We start from the raw sequence: 21,902 nt of genomic DNA on the forward strand, positions 1-21,902 counted from the left end.
CGTCAGTCCTCCACCCATTGCACGACACGATCGATGGGCTTTCGCCCGGGCGGCGGCGCGTCGCCGAGGGGGTAGCCGATCGCCACGGCGCCGACCATCCGGAACGGCTCCTTGATGCCGAGCAGCGCTTCGATCTCGGGCTTCGCGATCATAGGGCCGGCCATCCAGCAAGCGCCGAGGCCCTCGGCGTGCGCCTGGAGCAGCATCGCCATCACGGCCGCGCTCGTCGAGCAGAGCTCGGCCTGCATGCTGCGGGCCGTGTGGTACTGCGCAGGATCCCCGCCGCCCGAGGTGATGAGGTCGGCGATGAGGTCGGGATAGTCACGCCATTGAGGCACCACGATCGCCGCGGCGCTCTCCAGCGGCTCGTGGAAAAAATCGCCGTAATTGGCGAAATCCTCGGCGTGGTGCCCGCGGTGGATGATGGCCTTGATCTCGTCGGCCCGCGCCCGCACGGCCGCGGCGATTTGCTTGCGTTTGTCTGCGGCCGTGACGACCGTGAAGCGCCAGGGCTGCCGGTTCGTGTTCGAGGGCGCCGTGATCGCAGCTTGCACGAGCCGGGCGAGCACCTCCTTCGGGACAGGTTCGTCCGCGAATTCGCGGCGCGACCGCCGCGTTTCGAGCCACGCCAGCATCCCCGGGCCCTGCACCCCGCCCGGGCCGCTCATTCCAGCTTGAATCCGCCGTCCACGTTCCATATCTGTCCCGTCACGTAGCTCGCCTCGTCCGAGACGAGGAAGGCGACCACCGCCGCGATCTCCTCGGGCCGGCCAACACGCTTGAGCAGGATGCGTTTCGCGAGCTCGTCGGGCGCGAGGGCCCGGAGCTCGGCCGTCATGTCGGTCTCGACGAGGCCCGGCGCCACCGCGTTCACGCGCACGCCGCGCGGCGCGAGCTCGACCGCGAGCGCGCGGGTGAACGACTCGACGGCGCCCTTCGACGCAGCATAAAGCGACTGCCCGCGGCCCGGGCGTTGCGCCGCCACGCTGGAGACGTTGACGATCACGCCGCGCCGCCGCGAGATGAAGCGCCGCGCGGCCTCGCGGCAGCAGGCGACGACACCCGCGGCGTTCGTGTCGAAGACGTGATCGTAATCGTCGTCCGTGCTCGCGCCGAGGAGGCCGTCGCGCGTCACGCCGGCATTGCAGACGAGTGCGTCGAGCGGCCCGAGCGTAGTTTCCGCTTGCTCGAAGAGGGCCGCGACCTCCGCGGGGCGCGAGACATCGGCGCGAAGAGCGACGGCCCGCGCCCCGTGCGCCTCCACGGCGGCCACGGTCTGCCGGGCCGCGTCCTCGTCGTGGCGATAATCGACGGCGACGGCATATCCGCGCCGCCCGAGCGCCTCCGCGACGGCGCGCCCGATCCCGCGCGAGGCGCCCGTGACGAGCGCGACGCGGGAGCGCTCCTTGGGCTCGCTCATGGAACCTCCACGCGCAGGGCGCCGGCGAGCCCCGGCATGCCGGCCGAGAGGGCCAGGGCCGAGCGGGCGCGTGTCTCCTCGGCGCGGGCGAGCGGGCGGAGCGGGCCCGCCGAAGGACGATCGAGGCCCGCGATGGGCGGCAGCGCGCCCGCGCGGAGCGCCTCGGCGAGCAGGATCGCCTGCACGACCGCCGTCGCGCCGCCGAGCTGGCCCGTGGAAGCCGTCAAGGCGAGCAGCGTCGCGGACGGGCCGAGCACGTCGGCGAGCGCCGCCCGTTCGGCCGTATCGCGCTCGGGCGAGGCGAGCGCAGCGCCATCGACGATCATGTCGCCCACGGAGAGACCGGCCGCGAGGGAGGCGAGCGCGCGCGGGCTGGGAAAGCCTTCGGCGCCGTCGGCCGTCGCCGCAGCCGAGACGAACGAGAGCGCTCGATCCCCCGCGTCGTCGGGCCGCTCCAGCACGACGGCCGCGGCCGCTTCGCCGGGCACGAACCCCGCCGCGCCCTCGTCGTACGGGGCGACGACCGCCTCCGTGGTCGCGGCGCTCGTCGCGGCGCCGGACATGCCGAGCGAGAGGAGCGTCTCCGGCTCGACGAGCGTGTCGTACGCGAAGACGAGCGCCGCATCGACGCTGCCGACGGCGAGGGCGATGCTGGCCGCCCGGAGCGCCTGCGCCCCCGCGTTCGAGCCCGCCGTGGTCGTGCCGTCGCCCTTGCCGCCGACGTCGATCGACAGGAGCGCGTGCGCGTTGTTCGACAGGTGAAAGAGCATCCAGAACGGGTGCAGCAAGGAAAACCCCTGCGCCCATGCGCCCGTCGCGCGCGCGTCGCCCGTTTGTCGTTCGAGCACGGGCATCAGATCGTCCCAGTGCGCGCGCAAGCCACCATAGCCGCAAAAAAGCCCGAGCCGCGCGCCTTTCGCCGGCGTGCCCGCGCGGGCGAGGGCCTCGGCCCCGACCTCCATGCCGAAGAGCCCCATCCGTTTGACGAATTTGCGGTGCTTCGTCGGCCGCGGCGCGCCGGGGATCGTGGCGGCGAGGCGGCAGGTGTAGGTGCTCGCGTCGAAATGGGCGTTCGGGGCCGCCGCGCGCTCGCCCGCGAGCAGCCTCCGGAGCACGGCCCGGGCGTCGTCGCCGAGCGGGGTGCGCAGGGAACACCCCGTCACGGCCATCCGGCCCGCGTGCGTCATCGAGGTCTCCCGAGGACCACGCTGACGTTTTGCCCGCCAAACCCGAAGGAATTCGAGAGCACGTACTCGACGCGTCGCTGGAGGGGCCGGGGGCCGATCACGTGGATCGGGCACTCCGGATCCGGCTCCTCGAAATGCGCCGTCCCGGGGAGCAGGTCCCGCGTGAAGGGGAGCAAGCACGCGGCGAGCTCGATCGCTCCGGCGGCGGCCATCAGGTGGCCGACGGCGCCCTTGATGCTCGACGTGGGCACGTCGCCGAAGAGCGCGCGGATCGCCTTCGCCTCGGCCATGTCGTTGAGCGGTGTCCCCGTGCCGTGGGCATTGACGTACCCGATGTCCGAAGGCGCGAGGTTGGCACGACGAACAGCTCGTTCCATGGCCGCGAGCGCGCGCGATCCGTCGGGGCGGGGCGCCGTCGCGCGGTAGGCGTCCTGCGTGGTCGCGGAGCCGGCGAGGACCGCGAGGAGATCCGCGCCGCGCGTCCGCGCCCGCCCCTCCTCCTCGACCACGAACATCGCCGCGCCCTCGCCCACGACAAGCCCGTCGCGCCGCCGATCGAAGGGCCTGCACGCCGAGGGCTCGGCGCGCGGCGAGGGGGCGCCGAGGCGCGACATGCCACCGATGCCGAGCGGGTTGACCATCGAGTCGGCCGCGCCGCAAAGGACGACGTCGGCCGCGCCCCGCTCGATCAGCGAGGCCGCGTGTGCGACGGCCGTGCCGCCCGCCGCGCAAGCCGAGACGTGCACGGCGACGCGGCCCGACAGGCCGAGCACGCCGCGGATCTTCTCGGCCGTGAGGTCGACACGCGAGCGGAATCGAACGCCCTCCGGGCCCGCGAGATCCCCCGCGCCGATGCGGATCTCGTCGCCGTCGAGCTGATCCGCGAAGTCCTCCAGGAACGCCTGTTCGAGCCCGAGCCCGATGGAGAGCGCGGCCCTGCGCTCGGCCGTCCCGCACCGCGCATGGCGCCACGCCTCGGCCGCGGCGATGAGGCCAAAACACACTTTGCGATCCCGCAGGAGGCCCGAGTGCTCCCACGCCGCGGCCTCGCCGATGTGGAGCAGGACGCCGCGGTGTTTTTCGAGGAGCGAGGCGCTTGTTTTTTCGATCGGCACCTCGCCCGCGACACGCGTGGGGAAGGTGCGCGCATCGAAATTTCGGATCGGGCCGATCGCGCTCCGGCCCGCGGCGAGGCCGTTCGCGAGCGCGTCGTAGCCGACGCCGAACGCGCTGACGGCGCCGACGCCCGTGATCACCGCGCGCCGCCGGCCCATCACGCGCCCCCTTTCGCGAGCACGACCACCCCGAGATCCCCGTCCGGGCCCGCGGAGAGCACGAGCGCGCGCGGTTTGTCGAGGTGCGCGAGCAGGTCGAGCGTGACCGCCCAGGCGAGCGCGGGCGTCGCGGCCAGGGATTCGCCGAGGGTGAGCGAGGTGTCCACCGAGAGCTCCGCTTCGAGCACCTGGGGCAGATCCAGGAGCGCCTCGCGCGCAGGCGCGCCCCAGGGCGCGAGCACGACCACGTCGCACGGCTGATCTTCGAGCGCGTCGAGCGCGGCCGGCACGGCCGCGTCGCGCAAGACGCCTGTGCGGGGCACGAGCGTGCCGCGCGGGCGCTCGACGGGAAACACGCGCACCGCTTCCACGTAGCCGAGCGGCGCTTCGGCCGTGCTCGTGATCGCGAGCGCCGCGGCGCCTTCGGCCGGCGTGAGCCCTTGCCGCAAGAACCCTTCTCGTTCGAGCTCGGCCATCGTGACCGGGTGCAGGGCCGTGTCCGCGCCGCCGACGAGCGCGCGCTCGCACGCGCCCGACATGATCGCGGCGCACGCCTCTTCGAGCGCCGTCACCGTGCCCGTGCCGCGCGAGAAAAACGCGGCGTTCGGGCCGGCGAGGCCTTCGAGGATCGCCCCGTGGCAGAGCGTGAAGTTGTTCATGATCTGGAACGCGAAGAGGGGGTTGCACGCGTCGAGCCCCTCGCGGCCGCACCGCGCGAGCGAGAACTGGCCGTCCTCCATGCTCGCCGCGACGAGCCGCGCGACCTCGTCCATCTCCGCGCCCGAGGCGCCGACGCCGAAGAACGCGCCGATCTCCGCGCGCGCCTCGTCCCACCGCGCCTCTTCGAGCGCGCCGCGCATCACGAGCGCCGAGAACCACGCGGCCCGCGACATCAGCTTCTTTTGCCGGATGTCCTCGGGCCGCGACGGCGCGGGCGGGGCGAGCTCGGACGGGCGCGGGAGGCTCTTTTCGAGCACGCGCTGGGCGAGCCCGCGGCCCGCGAGGCCCGCTGCGGTCAGCGTCGAGACCGCGATCACGGGGAGGCCCTTTCCGTCTAGGCGCATCGGCTCACCACGAGGCTCGTGTTGGCGCCGCCGAACGCGAAGGCGTTGACGAGCGCTGCTTCCACGGGTTTTCGCTTCGCCGCGCCCACGACATGGGGCAAGACGCACGCCGGATCGGGCTCCGTGAGGCCCGCCGTCGGCAAGCAGATCCCTCCCTCGACGGCTTCGAGCGCGCACAAGAAGCCGATCGCCCCCGCGCCCGCCACCCAGTGCCCGACCGCGCCTTTCACCGCGCCGACGTGCACGTTCGGGAGCGCGTCGCCGAGCGTCCGCCGGATCGCCGCGGCCTCCACGGCGTCGTTGAGCTGCGTGCTCGTCCCGTGCGCCTGGACGTACCCGATCGCCACGCGGCCCGCGTCGTCGAGCGCGCCGCGCATCGCCCGCTCGGCCCCGTCTCCCGCTTGATCGGGCGCCGTCAGGTGAAACGCGTCGAGCGTCCGCGCGGCCCCCGCGACCTCGGCGCGCGCGTCGCCCCGCTCCGCCGCGAGCACCACGAACGCCGCGCCTTCGCCCACGACGAACCCGTCCCGCCGCAGATCGAACGGGCACGACACGCCGCGCGCGCTGAGCGCGCCGAGCAGGCCGAATCCTACGAGCATGAACGGATCGACGTCCGCGCCCACGCCGCCCGCGAGCGCGACGTCGCAGAGCCCGAGCCGGATGGCTTGCGTGGCCGAGACGATCGCGGCTGCGCCCGACGCGCAGGCGAGCGAGATCGTCTCGACGGGGCCCTCGGCGCCGATGCGCGCCGCGAGCGCCGAGGCGACCGCGGCGGGCGAGACTGCGGCTGCGTGCACGGCCGTCGCGAGGGCCCGCGCGTCCTCGCCGAAGCGCGCGTGATCGAAGCGCGCGCCGCCGCCCGCCGCGCGCGAGAGCGCGAAGATCGTCCTGTACGTGGCCCGTCCGCTCTCGGCGCCGACGAACACGCCGATCCGCGAGGGCGCGGCGCTTACCCGCGCCTCGGCCCACGCCTCGTCTGCGGCGCGCCGGGCGAGCGCGAGGCGGCGATCCTCGGCTTCGTCGAGCGGGGGTTTGGGGGCGTAGCTCGGCTTGTCCGAGCGTAGCCCCCAAGCGCCGAGTGGAAAGGGGACCGTCGCCGCGACCTGCGACGGATATCCTTCGACGTCGAAATGCTGGACGGGCGCGACGGCCGATCGGCCCTCGGCGAGCGCGTCCCTCGACGCGGGCCACGTCTCGCCGAGCGGCGTGATCGCGCCTCGACCCCGCACGAAGACACGCCGCTTCAAGGCTCCTCCGCGGCTCCGGTCAGCCATATGTCGAGCACCTCGCGCCGCCGCGCGAGGACCTTCGGGTTCGTCACGCGCGTGAACGCGAAGCCGAGCTCGGCCGTCGCCACGACCTCGCCGTCGACCCGCGCTTTGCCTTTCACCTGCCCGCCTTCTTCACGGGCGAGGATCGTCTCCGCTTCGAGCTCGAGTTTGTCCCCGGGCCGGACGACGCGCCGGAAGCGGGCGTGATCGATCATCGTGAGCAGCGCGTGTACGTCCTCATGCCCCTCGGCGCGCCGGGTCGCTTCGAGCAGCACGCCGCCGAGCTGCGCGAGCGCCTCGATCACGAGCGCGCCGGGCATCATGGGGTGCCCTGGGAAATGGTCCGCGAAGGTGTCGTCGGAGAGCGACACACACTTGACACCCGTCGCGAGGCGCGGCGGTTCGAGCCGCGTGATCCGATCGAGGAGCAGGTAACGCACGTGCCGCGAGACTAGCAGAGCTCCTCCGGCTCGAATTGACGGCCGAGGTCCCAAAGGAGGTAAGATGCGTGCTCACGAGGGGAGCGCCATGGATTGCGTTAGCTGTATCACTCCGACCCGACAGGACCGTCCGCATACGTTTTTCCACCACGAGCGGGCGGCGTGTCCGACGTGCCGCGAGACGCACGAGGGGCGCGTGGTGCTCCGCGGCGACAGCCCCGTGCGGCTCTTGCTTTGCCCCACGTGTGGGCCTTCGGAAGAAATTCTTCCTGGCACTGCAAATGCCTATGTCGACGGCTTCCTCGCCCGGGGCGAGGTGCCTGAGGGGTTCGAGGGCGAGATCGAGTTCAAGGAGACGACGTCCACCTGCCCGAGTTGCCTGACGCTGCTGCCCGCGAAGGTCGTGATCCGCGAAGGTCGCGTGTATTTCAAGAAAAACTGCGCGGCGTGTGGCCCTTCGGAGGCGCTCGTCTCGGAGGACGCGAAATATTACGTGCGAGCGTATGCGTTCGCCCGCGCGGGCACCGAGCCGCTCAAGTTCGCCACGAAGGTCGAGCACGGCTGTCCCACGGATTGTGGGACCTGCAATGATCACGAGCAGCACACCTGCTTGCCGATCATCGAGGTCACCGATCACTGCAACCTCGAGTGCCCGATCTGCATCGTCGACAACCAGTACTCGAACCACATCGATCTCGACACGTTTGCGCGCATGATCGACACCCTCGTGGTGAACGAGGGGCAGTGCGAGTCGGTGGCGCTCTCCGGCGGCGAACCCACGAGCCACCCGCAGATCCTCGAGCTCGTGCGCATCGCGTGCCGCCCCGAGATCGGCCGCGTCGTGGTCATCACGAACGGCATCCGGCTCGGCAAGGACCGGGCCTTCGCGAAGGCGCTCAAGGAGAGCGGCGCTTACGTGGGCCTGCAGCTCGACGGTTTTACCGCCGATACCCACGAGAAGATCCGCGGGCGTGACCTCGTGAAGGAGAAGGAGGCGGCGCTCGCGGTGCTGCGCGAGCTCCAGATCCCGACGCAGATCATCTTCGTGGCGACGCGCGGGGTGAACGACGATCAGATCGGAAAGGTCGTCGAGCTCTTTCTTTCGGAGGACCATTTCCTGTCGCTGAACTTCCAACCCGCCGCGTACACGGGCCACGGCGGGGGCCTCTTCGGCCACGATGCGATGGATCGGCTCACGATCCCGGGCGTTGTGCGGCGCGTGGACGAGCAGACGGGCGGCAAGCTCAAGGTGGAGGATTTTTTTCCGCTGCCCTGCTCGCATCCGCAATGCGTGTCGCTCACGTACCTGCTCCGCCTCGAAGACGGGACGTTCCTGCCGTTCTCGCGGTTCGTCGATTTCACGAAGCACGGCTCGCTCCTCCGTTCGAGCGCGACGCTCCCCGCGACGCCGGAGATGGAGCAGACGCTCCAGGACGTGCTCTACGACGTCTACGCGCGGCAGGATGAGATCGAGCGCGGGCCGGAGATCCTCGCGGCGCTCAAGCGCACGCTGAAGGTGATGTTCCCGGATCGGCCGATGACGCAAAAGGAGAGCTTGCTCATCGGTGAGCAGCAGGCGAAATCGATCTTCCTGCACCATTACATGGATCGGCACGATTTCGATCTCGAACGGCTGCGCAAATGCTGCCACCATTACCCGCAGACGGACGGGCGGATCATGCCGGCGTGTGGCTTCAACATGTTCCACCGCGGCGCGGCGAAGGGGCCGGGGACGCAGACGCCGTCCTGGGGCAAGAAGCCCTGGGTCAAGGAAAACGGGACGACGCGTCTTTCGATCGTGAGTTCATGACGAAGCTTTGTGAAGGGCACATCGCCCTGGTGACGGGCGGCGCCAAGGGCCTCGGGCGGGCGATCGCCGTGACGCTCGCCCGCGAAGGGGCGCACGTCGGGTTCAACTGGACGAAATCGGAGGTCGAGGCGAAGGAGACGCTCGCCGAGATCGAGGCGCACGGGGTGCGGGGGTTTTCGTTTCGAACGAGCGTCCTTGACAAACAGGGGCTCGCCGCGGCCGTGAAGGAGATGGAGGGCGCGGTGGGGACCGTGGACATCCTCGTGAACAACGCGGGCGTCTCCGACGTGGTGCCGCTCGCCTTGATGGATGAGGACGACTGGGACCGCGTGATGGATACGAACGTGAAAGGCACGTTCCTCGCTACGCAGGCCGTCCTGCGGGGCATGGTCAAGCTCCGGCGCGGGCGGATCCTCAACATCGGCTCGCTCGCCGGGGTGAAGATGATGCAGGCGCCGGTGCATTACAGCACGGCGAAGGCGGCCATCAAGGGGTTCACCGAGTCGCTCGCCAAGGAGATCGGGCGGTACGGGATTACCGTGAACAACCTCGCGCCCGGCGTCCTGGAGGGCGGGGTCAGCGTGAATTTGCCCAAAGGTCGGCTCGACGAGTACCTCCGGCATACCGCGCTCGGGCGGCTCGGCACGTTCCAGGAGGTCGCCGAGATGGCGGCGTTTCTGGTGTCGGACCGGTCGTCGTACGTGAATGGTGCGACCATTCTGGTGGACGGAGCGGTGTAAGGGTACGCAAAGGGAGAACGTCGCGTGGAAGAACCCGAGAAAACGAAGCGGAAGAAGCGAAGCGAGCCGAAGATCCAGATCCCCCTCCGCAAGCCCTACCGGCAGCTCGTCCCGAGCTTCCTCCTGTTCGCCCTCTGCGCTGCGTTTTTCTTTCATCGTTCGAGCGTCAACGACCGGGGCCTCATCCTGAACGGCATTCTGCACTTCGAGGCGGACGGGGCGGACGTGTTTTACGCGGTGCTCGGCGTGCTCTCCGCGGGCCTGAGCGTGATGGGCCTGCTCGGCATCGTGCGCTTCTCGCAGATCGAACCCTTCGAGCTCGTCCTCGGCGGCAAATCCTTGTCGCTCCCCTACGGACGCCCGATGTCGATGCGGGTGATCACGGTGCCGATCCGCGACATCGTTTCGGTCGGGCTGCAGCCGCCGGAGTGGCCCAAATCGATCGCCGTGCAAACGCACGACAAGGTGTACTGGATCCCGAGTTCCTGGCTGCCGAAGGAGTGGACCGCGCAGGACCTCAATGCCGCGATCGTCGAGCGGCTCCGGCGGCCCGAGGACGAGAGCGCCGCGGAAGGCGGATAGAGCATCGGGGCGCCTCCCCGAGCGGGGGTTTGGGGCGTAGCTCGGCTCGTCCGAGCGTAGCCCCAAGCGTCAAACGGTCGATCGTGCTAGAGGCTGCCGTCATGACCGTTTCGTTTGATCCCAACGCGCCCGCGGCCGCGGACTCCGGCATTTATGGATTGCCTTTCGCGGAGGACGAGGCGGCCGTCGTGCTCGTGCCCGTCCCCTGGGAAGTGACGACCTCGTACGGCGGCGGCACGTCCGGCGGTCCCGCGGCGATCCTCGCGGCGAGCCGGCAGGTGGACCTCTACGACCTCGACGTGGAAAAGCCTTATGCGCCCGGCATTTTCATGCAGGACGAGGCCGAAGAGATCGTCCGCTGGAACGAGGAAGGGCGGGCGCTCGCGCAGAAGATCATCGAGGTGGGCGGCGTCATCGAGACGGACGAGCTCCGCGCGGCGCTTGCGCGGGTGAACGAGCTCGGCGCGAAGCTCAACGCGCGGGTCGAGGCGGAGACGGAGCGGCTCGTGGCGAAGGGGAAGATCGTGGGCGTCGTGGGCGGGGACCACGCGGTGCCGCTCGGCGCGATCGAGGTGCTCGCGCGGCGGCGCCCGGGGCTCGGCGTCCTGCATTTCGACGCGCATTCGGACACGCGCGGTGCCTACGAAGGTTTTACCTTCTCGCACGCTTCGATCATGCACAACGTGCTCACGCGCGCGCCGGGCGTCGCGAAGCTCGTTCAGGTCGGGATCCGCGACGTGTGCGAGGAGGAAATGGCGTTCGTCGCGTCGCAAGGCGAGCGCGCGCGGGTGTTTTTTGATCGTGACCTCGCGCGGCGCAAGATGGGGGGCGAGACGTTCGCCACGGTCACGCGGGAGATCGTGGAGGCCCTGCCCCGCGAGGTGTGGGTCTCGTTCGACGTCGACGGGCTCGATCCGCGGTATTGCCCGCACACGGGCACGCCCGTGCCCGGCGGGCTCGATTTTCACGAGGCGGTGTACGTGATCGGCGAGGTGGTGCGGTCCGGACGCACGATCGTGGGATTCGACCTCAACGAGGTCGCCCCGGGGCCGGACGGCGACGAGTGGGATGCGAACGTGGGGGCGCGGTTGCTCTACAAGCTGATCGGGCTCACGCTCGCGAGCCAGGGCAAGGCGAAGCTGCGCTGAATCGAATCAAGGGACCTTGGCGGGCTTGGGCACGGTCGTCCCGGTCCGCACGGCGTCCACGACGAGATCGTTCAGCGCTTTATCGGCTTTCTCGCATTTCGCGGAGACCGCGCCCATCGTCGCGCCCTTGCATTCCTTTTTGCGCTCGATGGCCACCTTCCCGAGCGCCTCGTTTTGCTTCAGCGCCTCCTGGGTCGCGTCCTCGAGGATGCGCCAAGGAATGACGGCGTGCTTGGGCTTCGACGGGGCCTGGAAGCGGACCTCCTCGGTGGACAAGGTCGCGCACGTGCCGTCCCAGCGGAGCACGTCGACGCTGCCCGTCGCGCCGCTCACCTGCATGCCGCCCGTGTTCGCCTTCATCTGGCTGAGCACGAGCAGCTCCTCGTCGAGCGTGAGCTTCTCCTCGGCGCTCGGGCCGCCGAGCCCGTTGAACGGCGCGACCTCCTTCGCGGAGACATAGGCGCGGCGCCAGGGCGAGCCCTTCTGGAAGAGAAAGAGCGCGAGCTCCGGGTAGACGCCGTTGCAAAGGCGCTTGACGAAGCCCTTCGGCATGACACACGCGGCCTTGTCGTCGCCCACGCAGGCCTCGGGGATCCCCTTGGGCTCTTCCTCGGCCTTGGGCGCGTCGGCAGCTTCGGTCTTCGTGTCCGTGGCAGCTTCCGCCTGGGTCTCGGTCTTCGGCTCCTCGGCCGGAGGAGTGCTCGACCCACAACCGACGAGGACGAGCAGAATCAGGGCCATCGAATGTCGCATGGGCGAACCCTAGCAAAGACCCGGGGCCGCCGTGAAGCGGGATGAGCGAAGCGCTCAGGCCGCCGCCGGGCCGAGCGAGCGAGCGAGGATTTCTTCGAGCTCAGCGTCCGTGAGCTCGATCGGATTCGAACGCATGCTGCCCGCCCGCGAGCCCGCGAGGATGGAGGCGAGGTCGGCCTCGCCGACCCCATACGATCGGAGCGGCGGGACGCCGAGTTTGTCGCGTAAACCTTGAAACGCGTCGGCGGCGCGCTCGGGGCTGCGATCGGGCGCGTCCGGGGGCAAAAGGAGGTCGGCGACCTCGTGCGCGCGGGCGAGCGCCGGGTGCCCGGGCGCGCGGGCGCGCAAGGCCGCGACGTTCGTGGCGAAGGTGGCGGGCAAGAGGCAACCGCAGCCGGCGCCGTGCGGGACGCCGCAGAGGCCGCCGAGCGGCGCGACGAGGCCATGCACGGCGCCGAGGCCTGCATTGGCGAGCGCAATGCCGCCCCATAACGCTGCGAGCGCCATGGCCTCGTGCGACTCGTCCGTGGCGCGATCCTCGGCGAGCGCGACGAGCGCGCGGTAGGCGAGCGTGATGCCAGGGACGACGAGGACGTCGGTCATCGGCTGCGCGCCCCTCGAGAGATAGGCCTCGACGAGGTGCGTGAGCGCGTCGAGCCCGGAGGAGGCCGCGACGCTCTTCGGCGCGGTGGCGAGGAGGGAAGGGTCCACGAGGGCGACACGCGGGACCATGAGATCGCTGCGAATGCTGCGCTTGACGCGGAGGTCGGGGACGCGAAGGACGCTGTTTTTCGTGACCTCGGAGCCGCTGCCCGCCGTCGTGGGGACGGCGACGAGCGGCAATGGCGCCTTCTCGATCGTGCGGCCGGCGCCCACGGCCTCGACGTAATCGAGCGCCGAGCCCTCGTTCGTCGCGAGCGCCGCCGCCGCCTTCGCGGCGTCGATCACGCTTCCGCCGCCGATCGCGAGGACGACGTCGTGTCCCCCCTCGCGGGCGACGCGGGCGCCCTCGTCCGCGACCGCGAGGTCCGGCTCGCCGTCGACGCAAAACCGCGCCATCGCGACGCCCCGCGCGCGGAGCCCCTCCTCGATCGCCGCGAGCTTGCCGGAGCGTTCGAGCGAGTGTTTGCCGGAGACGAGGAGGCAACGCTTGCCGAGGCGGGCGACGGCCGCCGGCGCTTCGCCGAGGGTGCCCGCGCCGAAGTGGATTTCGGGCGCCGTGCGGAACGCGAACTTCACGGGATCACGCGGCGGGCGTCAGGCCCAGGGCTCGGGGAACAGGGACGCGTATTTCTCGCCGACGCGGGGGGCGGCCATCATCGGCGCGACGCGCTCTTTCCAGCGGAGGTAATGCGCCGTTTGCTGGTGCGCCTTGAAATCGGCCTCGGTCTGGTAGACCTCGTACAGGAAAAACCGCGTGGGATCGTCCGCGCCCCGGAGGACGTCGAAGCGGACGTTGCCAGGTTCGGCGCGCGTGCCACGGGCGTTGTCGAGCGTCGCCTCGGCGAAGGCGTCGACGTGATCGGCGAGCACGGAGACCTTGACGCAAACGACGTACACGGGCGTGCTCCCTTCAGCGTTGCGGCGCGACGAGCAGGGGCATGAGGCCGTCGAGCTCGGCGGGAGAGAGCAAGGGGCGGAGGGCCTTGATGAGCTTCTCGGCGACGACGGGCTCGTCCACGCTCGAAGAGTCGAAGCTGCGGAGGTTGACGCCGGTGACGAGGATGAGCCGCGAGATGAAGAACGAGCCGTGCTTCTGGTCGAGGAGCCGCACGGCCTGGTAGATGCCGCCCTTCGTGCGCCGGACGCCCGAGCTCGGTTGGCCCGACGCCGGGGTGCTCGAAGGCCCGCTGGTGGTGGGCATGGTGCCCGACGAAGGCGGGAGGCGGCTCGACGGGACGCTCGGCGGCGAGACCCTGTCCCCCCGCACCGAGATGGGCACCGCATCGAAGCCCCGCGCGATCACACCCGAGAACGACGTCGACGTAGGCGGCTGGCTGTCCGGGCCCGTGCGCGGATCATCGACGCCCGGATCGCTCCGGCGAGGGCCACGATCCGGGGGTCTTTGTGGATTGCTCACGGCTGCGATTTTCGGACAACACGGGAGCAAAGTCCATGAGGAAGCGAAGGGGCGTGTGTGTGAGGGGGGGCACGCAAGATGCATGGTGACGTCCAGGCCGCAGAGGGGAGGGTGGGGGGTCCGGGGACAAACCGGGCGGGACAAACAGTCTTTCGGGGCGGGTCCGGTCGGGCTGGAACGTCGCTCGGATGTCAACGGAAATGGCAATACGCGCGCGAACGAGCGTGGGGGAATCGAGCGTCGAAGGCGGAGCCTCGAATGGCGGCGCTGTCGTGTCTTGACTTGTCGCTCCGGTCGGTTGAGATGGCGCTCCATGAGCCAGATGCCCGTCAAGCCCGGCGATCTCCTGGCGCGGAAGTATCGCGTGGAGCGTGTGCTCGGCTCGGGCGCGATGGGCGTCGTCGTGGCCGCGCGGCACGTGGATCTCGGGCAGCTCGTCGCGGTGAAGTCGCTCCTCACGGGGCGCGTCGTGAGCCCGGAGCAACGCGAGCGCTTCCTCCGCGAGGCGCGCGCGGCCGTACTCCTGAAGAGCAACCACGTCGCGCGTGTGCTCGACGTCGGGGCCGACGACAACGACGCGCCGTACATCGTGATGGAGTACCTCGACGGGCAAGACCTCGCCGCGACGCTGAAGGCGCGCAGGCAACTGCCGTTCGAGGAGGCCGTCGAGTACGTCCTGCAAGCGTGCGAGGCCGTCGGCGAGGCGCACGCGGCGGGGATCGTGCACCGGGATCTCAAGCCGGCGAACCTGTTCCTGACGCAAGACGTGAGCGGCGCGCCGTGCGTGAAGGTGCTGGATTTCGGGATCTCGAAGCTCGCTTCGTCGGACGTGGCGCTGACGCACGAGTCGCAGATGCTCGGCTCGCCGCTCTACATGTCGCCGGAGCAGATGAACACGCCGAAGAGCGTGGACGCACGGAGCGACGTGTGGGCGCTCGGGATCATCCTGTACCAGCTCGTCTGCGGGAAGACGCCGTTCCATGCGGAGACGATCCAGGCCGTCTGCGGGCTCGTGCTGGCGGGGCAACCGACGCCGCTTGGGCAGTACAGGCCCGATGCGCCGCCGGGGTTCGAGGCGGTGATCCTGCGGTGTCTCGCGCGGAATCGGGAGGAGAGGTTTCGCGACGTGGCGGAGCTGGCAGCGGCGCTCGCGCCGTACGCGCCGGCGCATGCGCGGGTGTACGTGGAGCGGGTCGGGCGGGTGGTCGCTTCGCGGGGATCACGAGGGGGTTTGTCGGGGGAGATCCTGTTGCCCGCGGCGACGGCGGTGGCGGCTACGCCGCCACTGCCGAGGACGGCTGCGGCGGTGTCAGGGCCGGCGCCCGCGCGGCGCTCGGGGCCCGTGCCGGTTGTCGTGTTGATCGTGACGGGCGTGCTTGCCGCCGTGGTGGCGGGGCTGCTCATGGTCTTCGTGCTCATGAAGAGCTCCGCGAAACCGGAATCGGCGGCGGATGCGGGCGCGGAAGCGCGAGCGGCGACGGTCACGGAAGCGCGAGCGGCGACGGTCGCGGAAGCGCGAGCGGCGACGGTCGCGGAAGCGGTGGCCGTGGATGCGGGGGCGGATGCGGCAGCAGCCGCGGCAGCGGATGCGCCTCCTGTCGTGCCCACGGTGTTGCCCGTGGGGGGCGTGAGCCCGACGAAAGCCGTCCCGATCTCGAAGCCGCCCGCGCCGGCCAAGACGCCCCCGCGGCCCGCGAAGCGGAACGAGGATCTTTACGCCCCCTGAGCGCTCGTAGCGCCTTCTCCGCTGCCGCAATCGCTTGGAACGTCACCCGCGATGGCGCGGCGACGCCCGCAAGCGGCTTCTGCGCCCGGTGTGAGGGGTGCGGCAGCTTCGACGAGCGACGGGGACCTGTGTCGCGGCACCGCGGCGCGTGTCGCAAGCCGTTTGTGAGGCGTCCTGCGTTGGTGCGGAGACCGTCGCAAGCGCTCGCGACGCCTGCCGCGCCCTCGCGGAGACGTGGCTCAGCCGTTTGCGGACGCCTCCGCACCATCGCAGGTGCGTCTTCCGACGCTTGTGATGCCGCCTGCGCCGCCTCTGGGCTCAGGGCGTGGCTTCGGCCTCGGCCGGCTCCGTCGCGGCGCTCGTCTTGCGCGTCCTGCGCCAGGGCAGCGTGAAGAGGACCGTCTTTTCCTGGTCCTTGAGGAGGTTCTGGATCGCGCCGAGCTCGGCTTCGCGCGTCTCCGAGAGCTCGGACTTGTAGAGCGTCAGCGCCACCTTCCCGCTTTGGATCGCGAGGCGCGCCACGTCTTCCTTCTTGTCGGCGTCGTTGAACTCGGAGAGCTCCAGCTCGAGTTTCCCGAGGAACGCGAGGCGCAAGGGGTGCTCTTCGGGGAGCGCCTTCAGGTTCGAGAGGGCGGCGCCCGCCCGTTCGGCGAAGGTCGCGGCGGTGGCGCGGCGGAGGATGGAGGGCGCGTCGGGCAGGAGGGTGAGCACCTCCTTGGGATTCTTCACCGCCATGGTGCGTCGAAGTTCGGTATACACGTCGAGCACGTCGAGCTTCTCGGCGTCCTCGATGGCGCGCGCGCGAATCTGCTCGTCTTCGGTTTTTTGCAATTCGATTCGACGAGAATCGATCTGCGCGACGATGGCTTCTGCCTCCGCGCCAATGGCGGCGAGGCCCGGATACCGCTTGTCGAGCGCGCCGCAGATGGCGCCGCGGTGGATGAAGTCCGCGCGAAAGGCCTCGAGTTGCACCTCTTCGTTGTACGTCTGGTAGGTATGGTTCGCCATGATGGGGGGCGCCTTCGTTCGTGGGTGCGGTGAGCGGGGGCAGGGGAGGGTATTGCGGTGCGGGCTTGGCCGTCAAGCGGACGCGGCCGCGGAGGTGTTTGCTGACGAAGTGGGCGCGCCTTGGTAACGTGCGGCGGCGATGGGCTCGACGTTGCGATGGGTCGGGGTTGCGTTCGTTTCGGCGTTGTGCAGCGGGCGCGCGTACGCGGGGCCGGCGGCGGACCGGGCGGCGGCGGACGCGTTGTTCCAGGAGGCACGGGCGCTGGCGAAGGAGGGGCGGCTCGCGGAAGCGTGCCCGAAGTTCGCAGCGAGCCAGAAGCTGGATCCGCGGCCGGGGAGATTGCTGGCGCTGGGAGATTGTTACGAGAGGGCGGCGCAGACGGCGAGCGCATGGGCGACGTTCCGGGAGGCGGAGTCGGCGGCGCGGGTGGTGAACGACGAGGCGCGGAGGGAGGAAGCGTCCAGGCGGGCGGGGGAGCTTCAGCCGAGGTTGTCGAAGCTGGTGATTGAGGTGGAGGCGGGGGCGCGGGTGGCAGGGCTGGAGGTGCGGCGGAACGGGCAGGTGGTCGAGGAGGCCGTGTGGGGAGAGGCGGTGCCGGTGGATCCAGGGGAGCAGGTGATCGAGGCGGGCGCGCCGGGGAAGAAGGGGTGGGCGGGGAAGGTGGTGGCGGAAGGGGAGGGGGCGGTGGTGCGGGTGAAGGTGCCGGTGCTTCGGGAGGAGGGGAAGGAGGAGAAGGCGGGGGCGGCGAAGGAGGAGGGCGCGGGGAAGAACTGGGTGGCAGTCGGGGTGGGAGGGGGGCTTGCGGTGGTGGGGGTGGGGGTGGGGGTGGGGTTGTTCGTGGCGGCAAGTGGTGTGAAGTCGGATGTCCTCGCTGTGCGTGACGTCGTACCGGAGGCGGTCTGCAATCCTGTGCATCCGCAGCGCAACGACTATACGACCGAGTGTGCGCTCGTGATGGGCAAGCTTGAGCAAAGGGATACGTTCATGAACGTGGGGACGGGGTTGCTCGTCGCAGGCGGCGTGTTTGCTGTCGGTACGGTGGTGTACGCGCTTGTTCCGTCGAAGACGAAGCGCACCACGACGGGCTTCTCGGTGTTGCCGGCGGTGGCGCCCACGTTCGCGGGATTCGCGGCGACCGGTCAGTTCTGAGCGGGCGCTTCGGCGCATGTGCGGCGGACCGCCTGTCATGGCTTATCGGAACGGAGGAGACAGATGCGCACCATGCACAAATGGCTGGGGTCCCTTGGGTTTTGGACGATCTCGAGCTTGGGTCAGCTCGTGGGCTGCTCGGACAATGCCGCTGACTGCAAGCTCAACCTTACGTGCACTTCTGACGGCACGCCTTACCAAGGCGGTGGGCACACTCCGGAGGAGTGCAAGGCACCTCCAAGCAACGATTCGTCCGTCGTCAGTAATAAATGCGGAATCTTCGTGAGTTCGTCGGCCAGCGACGACGGCAACGGGAGCATGGCGAAGCCGTTCAAGAGCTTGCAAGCTGCTCTCGACAAGGCCAGGAGCACGATGCTCCGTGTCTACGCGTGTGCCGACGACGGCCTCTATGCAGAGCGCGTCGACGTGCCGGCCGGTGTGTCCGTGTTCGGGGGCTTTTCTTGCGCGAATGGCGAGTGGAAGTACGACGCGGCCAAGAAGGCGAGAATCAACCCGCCGGCGCCTGCGTCCCCGGATGAGGTGCAAGCATCGCTGAGGGTCGCCGGGAGCAAGGCCACCCAGCTCGAGGATCTTCGTATCGAGGCGGCGAATGCGACGTTGCCAGGGGGGTCGTCGATCGCCGTGATCGTCGACGGCGCGACCGTGAATTTCGTCCGGGCCGAGATCATCGCCGGGAACGGGGCAACGGGCGCGCAGGGGGCGACGCCGACGGACGATATCGGTCCCGCAGATTCCGATGATCCCGCTGTTCGTGGAAACGACGGGCAAATGGCTTGCATGGGTGGAGGCAACGGCAACCCGGGCGGAGTCGCCAAAGGGAACGAAGCGTGTGCTGCGTCCGTTGGGGGCGCTGGGGGGTTCGGGAAGGAGACGGGCGGGGACAACGGCGCCGAGGGGCTGCCCCAGGATCCATTCGGCAGTTTCGGCTTCGGAGGTGCTGGTGAGGGCGTGACATCCTGCAAATCGGGGCTCGACGGCGCGACGGGCGTGCCTGGGATGGCCAATATCGGCGCGCAAGACGACGGCATGCTGGACGCCATTCGAGGCCACGTGGGCGCCTCCGGGAAGAACGGCGGCAGAGGTACGGTCGGGCAGGGTGGAGGAGGGGGCGGCGGCGCGAAAGGCTCAGCGGTGTGCTGGGGCGCGAGCGGCGGCAGCGGTGGCGCCGGCGGCTGCGGTGGTTACGGAGGGCTCGGCGGCGCGTCTGGGGGTTCCAGCATCGGAATCGTGAGCATCGGCGCGACGATCGGGTTCGATGCGGTGACAATCACCAGCGGAAATGGTGGTACGGGTGGCGAAGGCGGTACCGGGCAGCTCGGCGCGGTTGGAGGGAATGGCGGGATAGGCGGTTTCGGCACAATGGCGATGCCATCCGCCTGTCATGGGGGGAATGGCGGGAAGGGGGGCGACGGGGGCAAAGGCGGCGGCGGCCGCGGTGGTCACTCGATCGGGATCGCGTACAGGGGCGGGAATGTCTCGGAGATGGGAGTCACGATTGCTCCTGGCATGCCTGGCGCGGGCGGCGCTGGAGGTGGGGCCATGGGTGGCGTCGGGGCCTCGACGTACGCGTTCCCCTGAATCAGGCCCGTAGGAGATGGGGGGACGATTCCGTTTGCCGGATCAGGGGAAGGCCTGCGTCATGGGGTTGAGGCCGGCCGCGGCGTTGCCGCCGCTGCCGCCCGCGCCGGGAGATCCGTTCATGATGGTGACGCCCATGTCCGAGACCATGCCGCCCTTGTGGGCGATGCCGATCGAGTGACCACCACGGCCGCCGCCGCCGCTCCCGCCATTCCCGCCATTGCCGCCCTTGCCGCCATTGCAGCCTGGGGGCGTCGGGGCGCCCGTCGGCGCGCCACCGCCGCCGTTGCCGCCGTTGCCGCCAACACCTCCGAGCTGGCCGAACCCGCCGTCCCCACCGCGGCCCCCGCTGCCCGTGGTGATATCGACGCTGTCGAAGGACAGTGTGGCTCCGATGCTCACGATGGCGATGCTCGAACCGCCCGCCATCCCTCCGAGCCCGCCATTTCCGCCGCAGCCACCAGCCCCACCGCCGCCGCCGCTCGCGCCAAAGCAGCCCGGTTTGCCCTTGGATCCGCCGCCTCCGCCGCCGCCCTGGCCGACCGTGCCCTTGTTGCCGGGTAGGCCACTCGCGCCGATGTATCCCTTGCTGGCATCGAGCGCTCCGTCCTCCATGGCTCCTGCGCCGTCGCTGCCGACCGTTCCATTGGCGCCGGGCTGACCGAGCTCGCAATCCCCCGCGCCGGTATCCCCGAGGCCGCCTGCGCCCTTGTTCGTTGGATTGGGGTTGGGAGCGGGAATGCCATCCCCTCCAGCATCCCCCACTGCCGTCCTCCCATTGCCTCCTTTGCCACCGCTGGATTCGCTACAGATGGAGTTGTCCTTGACGTCGCCCCCGGGATTTCCTTCGTCTCCGCCCATGCAAGCGACCTGCCCGTTGTTCCCGCGGATCAAATCGTTATCTGCATCGGCTGGGGTCGTGGGGCCAATGTGGACCGTCGGCGTCTCGCCCTGCGCGCCTGCGGCTCCGTTGCCCGCGATGAGGTCGGTCCGTATGAAGTCCACGGTCACCCCGTCCACGATCACGGCGATCGCCGAACCCCCTGGCAACGTCGCATTCGCCGCCTCGATACGAAGATCCTCGAGCTGGGTGGCTTTACTCCCGGCGACCCTCAGCGATGCTTGCACCTCCTCCGGGGTCGCAGGCGCTGGCGGGTTGATTCTCGCCTTCTTGCTCGCGTCGTATCTCCACTCGGCGTCCTGGCAATCGAACCCGCCGAAGATGGAGACGCCGGCCGGCACGTCGACGCGCTCGGCGTAATCACCGCACGCATAGACCCGAGCCTTGTTCTTCCTCGCCGCCTCGACCGCGACCGCGAGCGTCTTGAAAGGCGCAGCCTCCGTGCCAGCGCCCTTGTCGTCGCCCTTCGATCCACTCACGAAAAAGGCGCATTCGGTCTTGATGACATCCGGATTGCTGCTCGGCGAATCGGTGCACCCCGGAGGCGGCCCCACGACGAACGGGTTCCCCTCCTCCGAGCAGACGTTGATAACGCTACAGTCGTCTGCATCTGCCGAGCAACCCGCCATCTGCAAGAAGCCCGCTGCAATGACGATACCCAGGGAAGCGATGGTGGTGTGACGCGTGCGCATGGGCATGTCTCCCCTTTCCGTAAATATTGAAAGCAAGACGTAGAGGTAGAGGTGCGCGGCTGCTGATGAGCCATCCGCGAGCGTCGCTCAGAACTGGCCCGTCGCCGCGAAGCCCGCGAAGGTGGACGTCACCGAGGGCACCAGCGTAAAGCCCATCGTGGCTTGCTTCTTCGTGGGCAATAGCGCGTAGACCAGCGTGCCCACCGCGAGAACGCCTCCCGCAACGAGGGCGCCCGTGCCGACGTTCGTGAACGTGTCCTTGCGTTGCACGGTGCTGAGCAACGTCGCGCAGTTGGCCTTGTTCGCGGCGTGGTCCGGGTGCGCGGGGTCGCACGCCATGTCCGGCATCGCGTCGTCGAGCGCGTTTGCGTCGCTGTTCGCGCCACTCGCCGCCACCAAAAGCCCAATCCCGGCCCCAATCCCCACCAGCGCAAGCCCACCGCCCACACCAATCAGAACCTTGCTCTTCCCCCCCGGCGCCCCCCCAATCTTCGGCGCCAACACCAGGTTCACCTCCTGGCTCTGCGCCTTCTCCACATCGACCGTCCTCAGCACATCATCGTGCCCCGGCAACTTCGCCTCGATGACCCGCTTCCCCGGATCCACGAACACCGCCTTCGCCAGCGGCGCCTGCCCGACCAGCCGACCATCCACGAAAATCTTCGCACCGCCGATGTTCGTGCCGATCGTCACCGTGCCGACTTGCTTCTTCGCCTCGTCCAGTCGCTTCTGCAGCGCCGCGCGCACCTCGGGCTTCCCACCCGCCGGGAACTCCTCCAGCGCGTACGACAGATGCTCCGCCGCATCACGGAACTGGCCCAGCGTCATCTCCACGTCGCCCAGGTTTCCCGCGAGATCGAAGCTCTTTCGCAGATCCCACGCCGCCTGGTACGACGCCTCCGCCTCGGCCCACTTCTCCTCGTCGAAGAGCTTGTTGCCCGTCGCGAAGAGCTCCGCTGCCCGCGCCGCATCATCCGCGTACGCAGGCGCGGATCCCGCCAGCAGGAGCGCGAAGCTCACCGTCGAAAGCAGTGCCTTGGTTCGCATGCTCATCCCT

At 69.7% G+C, this 21,902-nt stretch carries 21 protein-coding genes; 7 read left to right on the top strand and 14 right to left on the bottom strand.

The window, feature by feature from the left end; all coding sequences use genetic code 11:
- Positions 1–2 precede the first annotated feature (2 nt).
- The 7 genes from E8A74_RS17430 to fabZ are packed head-to-tail and all read right to left on the bottom strand — an operon-like array spanning position 3 to position 6,656.
- Complete coding sequence (locus E8A74_RS17430) at positions 3–668, bottom strand: nitroreductase family protein (protein WP_170229194.1); 666 nt, start codon at positions 666–668, stop codon at positions 3–5.
- A complete protein-coding gene (locus tag E8A74_RS17435; RefSeq protein WP_136930143.1) occupies positions 665–1,420 on the bottom strand; it encodes an SDR family NAD(P)-dependent oxidoreductase in 756 nt (251 codons plus the stop codon). The genes E8A74_RS17430 and E8A74_RS17435 overlap by 4 nt, the downstream gene beginning before the upstream one ends.
- Positions 1,417–2,607 (bottom strand): beta-ketoacyl synthase N-terminal-like domain-containing protein, encoded by a 1,191-nt coding sequence (locus E8A74_RS17440; protein ID WP_136930144.1) that lies wholly within the window; start codon positions 2,605–2,607, stop codon positions 1,417–1,419. The genes E8A74_RS17435 and E8A74_RS17440 overlap by 4 nt, the downstream gene beginning before the upstream one ends.
- Positions 2,604–3,881 carry a beta-ketoacyl-[acyl-carrier-protein] synthase family protein gene (locus E8A74_RS17445; protein ID WP_136930145.1) on the bottom strand — a complete coding sequence of 426 codons (1,278 nt, stop codon included), beginning with the start codon at positions 3,879–3,881 and terminating at the stop codon, positions 2,604–2,606. Before E8A74_RS17445 ends, E8A74_RS17440 begins: the two co-directional genes overlap by 4 nt.
- Entirely contained in the window at positions 3,881–4,945 is a 1,065-nt protein-coding gene (locus E8A74_RS17450) for a beta-ketoacyl synthase N-terminal-like domain-containing protein (RefSeq protein WP_136930146.1), read from the bottom strand. The genes E8A74_RS17445 and E8A74_RS17450 overlap by 1 nt, the downstream gene beginning before the upstream one ends.
- Positions 4,936–6,192, bottom strand: a complete 1,257-nt coding sequence (locus E8A74_RS17455) for a beta-ketoacyl-[acyl-carrier-protein] synthase family protein (RefSeq protein WP_170229195.1) — start codon at positions 6,190–6,192, stop codon at positions 4,936–4,938. The genes E8A74_RS17450 and E8A74_RS17455 overlap by 10 nt, the downstream gene beginning before the upstream one ends.
- The gene (gene fabZ, locus E8A74_RS17460; protein ID WP_170229196.1) at positions 6,189–6,656 is read right to left on the bottom strand and encodes a 3-hydroxyacyl-ACP dehydratase FabZ; all 468 of its coding nucleotides are present in this window, start codon (positions 6,654–6,656) and stop codon (positions 6,189–6,191) included. Before fabZ ends, E8A74_RS17455 begins: the two co-directional genes overlap by 4 nt.
- A gap of 88 nt (positions 6,657–6,744) precedes the next feature.
- On the opposite strand from fabZ, the gene E8A74_RS17465 reads away from it, so the two are divergent.
- The 4 genes from E8A74_RS17465 (at position 6,745) to E8A74_RS17480 (ending at position 10,936) form a co-directional block, all read left to right on the top strand.
- Positions 6,745–8,466 (top strand): radical SAM protein, encoded by a 1,722-nt coding sequence (locus E8A74_RS17465; protein WP_170229197.1) that lies wholly within the window; start codon positions 6,745–6,747, stop codon positions 8,464–8,466.
- Complete coding sequence (locus E8A74_RS17470; protein WP_170229198.1) at positions 8,463–9,206, top strand: SDR family NAD(P)-dependent oxidoreductase; 744 nt, start codon at positions 8,463–8,465, stop codon at positions 9,204–9,206. The genes E8A74_RS17465 and E8A74_RS17470 overlap by 4 nt, the downstream gene beginning before the upstream one ends.
- Positions 9,207–9,230: 24 nt before the next feature.
- Entirely contained in the window at positions 9,231–9,788 is a 558-nt protein-coding gene (locus tag E8A74_RS17475; RefSeq protein ID WP_136930151.1) for a hypothetical protein, read from the top strand.
- Positions 9,789–9,889: 101 nt separating this feature from the next.
- Positions 9,890–10,936, top strand: coding sequence for an arginase family protein (locus E8A74_RS17480; RefSeq protein WP_136930152.1), 1,047 nt, complete (start codon positions 9,890–9,892; stop codon positions 10,934–10,936).
- Between the two features lie 6 nt (positions 10,937–10,942).
- Here E8A74_RS17480 and E8A74_RS17485 read toward each other — a convergent pair whose 3' ends face one another.
- The 4 genes from E8A74_RS17485 to E8A74_RS54815 are packed head-to-tail and all read right to left on the bottom strand — an operon-like array spanning position 10,943 to position 13,769.
- Positions 10,943–11,689 (bottom strand): hypothetical protein, encoded by a 747-nt coding sequence (locus tag E8A74_RS17485; protein WP_232379612.1) that lies wholly within the window; start codon positions 11,687–11,689, stop codon positions 10,943–10,945.
- Between the two features lie 54 nt (positions 11,690–11,743).
- Positions 11,744–12,928, bottom strand: a complete 1,185-nt coding sequence (locus tag E8A74_RS17490; RefSeq protein ID WP_136930153.1) for an iron-containing alcohol dehydrogenase — start codon at positions 12,926–12,928, stop codon at positions 11,744–11,746.
- An 18-nt stretch (positions 12,929–12,946) separates the two neighbouring features.
- Positions 12,947–13,249 (bottom strand): antibiotic biosynthesis monooxygenase, encoded by a 303-nt coding sequence (locus tag E8A74_RS54810; protein WP_232379613.1) that lies wholly within the window; start codon positions 13,247–13,249, stop codon positions 12,947–12,949.
- Between the two features lie 13 nt (positions 13,250–13,262).
- Positions 13,263–13,769, bottom strand: a complete 507-nt coding sequence (locus E8A74_RS54815) for a hypothetical protein (protein ID WP_232379614.1) — start codon at positions 13,767–13,769, stop codon at positions 13,263–13,265.
- A gap of 313 nt (positions 13,770–14,082) precedes the next feature.
- Between E8A74_RS54815 and E8A74_RS55525 the strand changes: the two genes are divergently transcribed.
- Entirely contained in the window at positions 14,083–15,495 is a 1,413-nt protein-coding gene (locus E8A74_RS55525; RefSeq protein ID WP_269749876.1) for a serine/threonine-protein kinase, read from the top strand.
- A 318-nt stretch (positions 15,496–15,813) separates the two neighbouring features.
- Here the strand turns inward: E8A74_RS55525 and E8A74_RS17505 are convergent, their stop codons facing one another.
- Positions 15,814–16,503, bottom strand: a complete 690-nt coding sequence (locus E8A74_RS17505; RefSeq protein ID WP_136930155.1) for a hypothetical protein — start codon at positions 16,501–16,503, stop codon at positions 15,814–15,816.
- Positions 16,504–16,642: 139 nt separating this feature from the next.
- On the opposite strand from E8A74_RS17505, the gene E8A74_RS55530 reads away from it, so the two are divergent.
- Positions 16,643–17,653, top strand: a complete 1,011-nt coding sequence (locus tag E8A74_RS55530; protein ID WP_136930156.1) for a hypothetical protein — start codon at positions 16,643–16,645, stop codon at positions 17,651–17,653.
- A 63-nt stretch (positions 17,654–17,716) separates the two neighbouring features.
- Complete coding sequence (locus E8A74_RS52365) at positions 17,717–19,252, top strand: hypothetical protein (protein WP_170229199.1); 1,536 nt, start codon at positions 17,717–17,719, stop codon at positions 19,250–19,252.
- Between the two features lie 42 nt (positions 19,253–19,294).
- On the opposite strand, the gene E8A74_RS17520 is transcribed toward E8A74_RS52365, so the two are convergent.
- Both E8A74_RS17520 and E8A74_RS17525 read right to left on the bottom strand, forming a co-directional pair.
- The gene (locus tag E8A74_RS17520) at positions 19,295–20,845 is read right to left on the bottom strand and encodes a hypothetical protein (protein WP_136930157.1); all 1,551 of its coding nucleotides are present in this window, start codon (positions 20,843–20,845) and stop codon (positions 19,295–19,297) included.
- 87 nt (positions 20,846–20,932) lie between these two features.
- Positions 20,933–21,892, bottom strand: coding sequence for a PEGA domain-containing protein (locus E8A74_RS17525; protein ID WP_170229200.1), 960 nt, complete (start codon positions 21,890–21,892; stop codon positions 20,933–20,935).
- Positions 21,893–21,902: the final 10 nt, after the last annotated feature.

The sequence above is a fragment of the Polyangium fumosum genome, from assembly GCF_005144585.1.
Taxonomy (GTDB): domain Bacteria; phylum Myxococcota_A; class Polyangia; order Polyangiales; family Polyangiaceae; genus Polyangium; species Polyangium fumosum.